This window comes from Oleiphilus sp. HI0061, assembly GCF_001635675.1.
Genome location: NZ_LWFE01001226.1, coordinates 1 through 3226, shown reverse-complemented (window position 1 = coordinate 3226; position 3226 = coordinate 1). Strand labels below are relative to the sequence as shown.

Genomic DNA, 3226 nt, shown 5'->3' with positions numbered 1-3226 from the left:
TCTATAGTGAAATAATGGTCGCCGAATTTTGTATCGTGACCGTGAAAAGTAAATACCAGGTTTGACAAGTTCAGGCTTGGAATATCGTAGTGCGTCGCGTACAAGACATGTCAGACCCGACGCTAATTGTTCTTCAAGTGCCTTAGGCTGCTGGATAATGGAAGATAATTTCGAAAACCTTAAAATTATGGTTATCGACGATAGTAAGACTATTCGTCGTACCGCAGAGACTCTGCTAAAAAAAGTTGGCTGTACCGTCATCACCGCTACAGATGGTTTTGATGCGCTCGCTAAGATAGCAGACTCCCACCCCGATATAATATTTGTTGATATCATGATGCCTAGGCTGGATGGTTATCAAACCTGTGCGCTGATAAAAAATAACAGTGCCTTCAAGTCTACCCCCGTCATAATGCTGTCCAGTAAGGATGGTCTTTTTGATAAGGCGAAAGGTCGTATCGTTGGGTCAGACCAATATTTAACCAAACCATTTAGTAAAGATGAATTATTGAATACTATTCGCACCCATATGCCGAATAGCCAAGTCAGCTAATTATTTCGGTTTACAAAGAGTAGTATTTTGCCAGGAGGAATTATGGCTCGCATTTTGATCGTGGACGACTCGCCTACAGAGATTCGTAAAATTTCAACCATTCTAGAAAGCAACAATCATGAGGTGATTACCGCTGATAATGGTGCTGATGGCGTTGCTGTTGCGAGAGCAGAACAACCTGACCTAATCCTGATGGATGTCGTGATGCCAGGTTTAAATGGTTTTCAGGCCACTCGACAATTAACTCGAGCAACTGAAACTGCTGAAATTCCGGTAATTATCGTGACAACAAAAGACCAGGAAACAGACCGGGTATGGGGTACACGCCAAGGCGCCAAAGGATATCTTGTAAAACCTGTGTCAGAAAGTAGCCTGATTCAAACTATCAACGAATTGCTGGGTTAGGGTATTAACAGAGCATGAGCGCATCTTCTGCCAAGCAAGCTAGCCCCTTTGATATTCTAGCTGACATCGTAAACCGTAGCGTTAAGTACGCTGCGGGGCTGCCTGCGCAAGACGAAGCTGTAGAGTTATGGAATGGTATCGGCTTTACGATTGCCAACACTCAGTTCGTTGCTCCAATGGGTTCAGTATCTGAAATCCTGCACCTACCCAAGTACACCTCTGTTCCAGGTGTACGAAACTGGATGCTTGGTGTAGCAAACGTACGTGGCCGTCTACTTCCAATCATGGATTTAGCCTTATTTTTTGATGTTGAATCCAGCTCCAAAAAGAGCAGAGATAAACGAGTCTTAATCGTCGAGCACGGTGAGATTCTTAGCGGCTTTGTCGTAGATAGCGTTCACGGCATGCAGTACTTTTCAGCTGATAGCTTTCAAAAGAATGCTAACTCACTATTAGAAAAGTCAATCCAGCCTTTTATAAAAGGCGCATTTGAAAAGAACAATAGTCAATGGAATGTATTTGATACCTTCACACTGACAAACAATAAAAAGTTTCTTGATGTTGCAGTCAGGTAGTAACGCTGCTCATCATTTGAAAGCAGTAAATTGAAAAACAAACACTAGATCGTACAAGGCCGGGAGCCAGGAAATGAAAATCATATCTGGAAAATTTAGCACAGACCAGAGCGCCAACTCACAAATTCTTTTAGTGGGCTCAGCGCTGATCGTGTTATTGATTTCGCTTTTAGTTGTTTCATATTTTATCACTAGAGACGGTAACTACGATGTCGAATATGCCAGTCACGCTAGTGATTTGCGCGTACTGTCTCAAGAGGTCGCAAAGAACGCAACTGAAGCTGCTGCCGGTAAAGAAGAGGCCTTTGATCAGTTGAAGAAGTCTAGAGATGACTTTGAAAACAAGCTACAGTTAATCAACCAAGGTAATGATGAAACCGGCTTGCCGCCATCAAACCTTGCTGATGACGCCGGTGTAACCGACCTGTGGAAAACAGTAAAAAGCAATGCTGACCGTATCCTGGAAAACAAGGAAACGGTTTTGACCCTGCACCAGATCGCTGAAACATTAAACGAAACCATTCCTCAGCTCCAGATTGAGTATGAAGACGTGGTCATGATTCTACTTGAGAACGATGCTCCCGCAGACCAGATCTCAGTTGCTGAACGTCAGTCTCTTCGTGCAGAACGTATTGTACGTAGTGTTAACAACATCCTTACGGGTGATGAAGATGCCGCTATTGCAGCCAACCGCTTCGGTGAAGATGCGACACTATTCGGACGTGTAATGAACTCCATGTTTGAAGGCAATGAGGCTATGCAGATTTCTCAGGTAACTGACGAAGATGCTATCTACGGCCTTGAAGCGATCGCCGAGCTCTTTGAGTTTGTCGACAGTAACGTTAAAGCGATACTTGAAACCTCTCCCGAACTATTCAAAGTACGTAACGCTGCTAACTCTATCTTCGAAAATTCTATCGCACTGAAAAAAGATACATCTACTCTATCGAACCAGTTCCAAAACCAGGCTGATGACCGCTTCTTTAACCCGAATACGGCTTATATCATTCTAGCGCTAATCATCATGTTGATTGTTTATGCTGGCTGGTACTTATACCGCGAATCTCAAAATCGTCTGCAAATGACGGAAGAACAGAACGAACAGAACCAAAACGCAATCTTACGTTTACTTGATGAACTTGCCGACCTTGCTGATGGTGACCTGACAACAGAAGCAACAGTAACCGAGGATTTCACGGGTGCAATTGCTGACTCGATTAACTTCGCGATCGACCAAATGCGTGGCTTGGTAAAAGCTATTCGTGATACCGCCTTACAGGTTGCTTCATCAGCCCAGGAAACACAGGGCACAGCGATGCAGCTGGCTGAATCTTCAGAGCATCAGGCGCAAGAAATTGCGGGTGCTTCTGCCGCGGTTAACGAAATGGCGGTGTCTATCGACCAAGTATCATCTAACGCTGCAGAGTCTACTTCGGTTGCGGAAAGATCGGTAACCATCGCGAAGAAAGGTGCTGAAGTGGTACAAAATACCATCCACGGCATGGACACTATTCGTGAGCAGATTCAAGAAACATCAAAACGTATCAAACGCTTGGGTGAATCATCTCAGGAAATCGGGGATATCGTATCCTTGATCAACGACATTGCCGACCAGACCAACATTCTATCTTTGAACGCTGCGATTCAGGCATCGATGGCTGGGGATGCAGGTCGAGGCTTCGCGGTTGTTGCC

Annotated in this window: 4 protein-coding genes; all 4 read left to right on the top strand. The window is 44.6% G+C overall.

What is annotated here, in order from left to right; translation table 11 throughout:
• Positions 1 to 157 precede the first annotated feature (157 nt).
• The gene (pilG, locus tag A3735_RS19115) at positions 158 to 553 is read left to right on the top strand and encodes a twitching motility response regulator PilG (protein ID WP_068508694.1); all 396 of its coding nucleotides are present in this window, start codon (positions 158 to 160) and stop codon (positions 551 to 553) included.
• 42 nt (positions 554 to 595) lie between these two features.
• On the top strand, positions 596 to 958 hold the full coding sequence (gene pilH, locus A3735_RS19110; RefSeq protein ID WP_068508698.1) for a twitching motility response regulator PilH: 363 nt from the start codon (positions 596 to 598) through the stop codon (positions 956 to 958).
• Positions 959 to 972: 14 nt separating this feature from the next.
• Positions 973 to 1533, top strand: coding sequence for a chemotaxis protein CheW (locus tag A3735_RS19105; protein ID WP_068508699.1), 561 nt, complete (start codon positions 973 to 975; stop codon positions 1531 to 1533).
• Between the two features lie 73 nt (positions 1534 to 1606).
• On the top strand, positions 1607 to 3226 hold a 1620-nt coding region (locus tag A3735_RS19100), incomplete at its 3' end, for a methyl-accepting chemotaxis protein (RefSeq protein WP_068638481.1).

Coding starts and splice junctions, on each gene's coding strand:
- pilG (WP_068508694.1), top strand. CDS start 158: ATGGAAGATAATTTCGAAAACCTTAAAATTATGGTTATCGACGATAGT.
- pilH (WP_068508698.1), top strand. CDS start 596: ATGGCTCGCATTTTGATCGTGGACGACTCGCCTACAGAGATTCGTAAA.
- A3735_RS19105 (WP_068508699.1), top strand. CDS start 973: ATGAGCGCATCTTCTGCCAAGCAAGCTAGCCCCTTTGATATTCTAGCT.